General features: G+C 54.3%; 1 pseudogene. It reads right to left on the minus strand.

The features are described 5' to 3' along the window. A pseudogene (locus ACI43T_RS12155) lies at positions 1–254 on the minus strand (phage minor head protein); the annotation flags it as partial.

Genomic DNA, 254 nt, shown 5'->3' on the forward strand with positions numbered 1-254 from the left:
AAGCGGTGGACAGGGCGTTTCTGAATCTGTCGTTGCCCATCATCGTTTTCAAGGCAATGTGGGCGATGTCCGGATGGGTTGCCTGAGCCTTATCCACTGCGATTTTCGCCATACGGGACAGCATAGACTTGCCTTGGTTGGCGTTGAAGCCCGCATTGGGGGCGATAAATTTGTTGTTGATGCGAATGCCGGTGCGCTGTGCGTAACGCTCCTCTCCGGTATAGGGATTTGCGCCTATATCGACGGTGATGGAC

Origin of the sequence: Neisseria oralis (assembly GCF_045062685.1) — a bacterium.
Lineage (GTDB): Bacteria > Pseudomonadota > Gammaproteobacteria > Burkholderiales > Neisseriaceae > Neisseria > Neisseria oralis.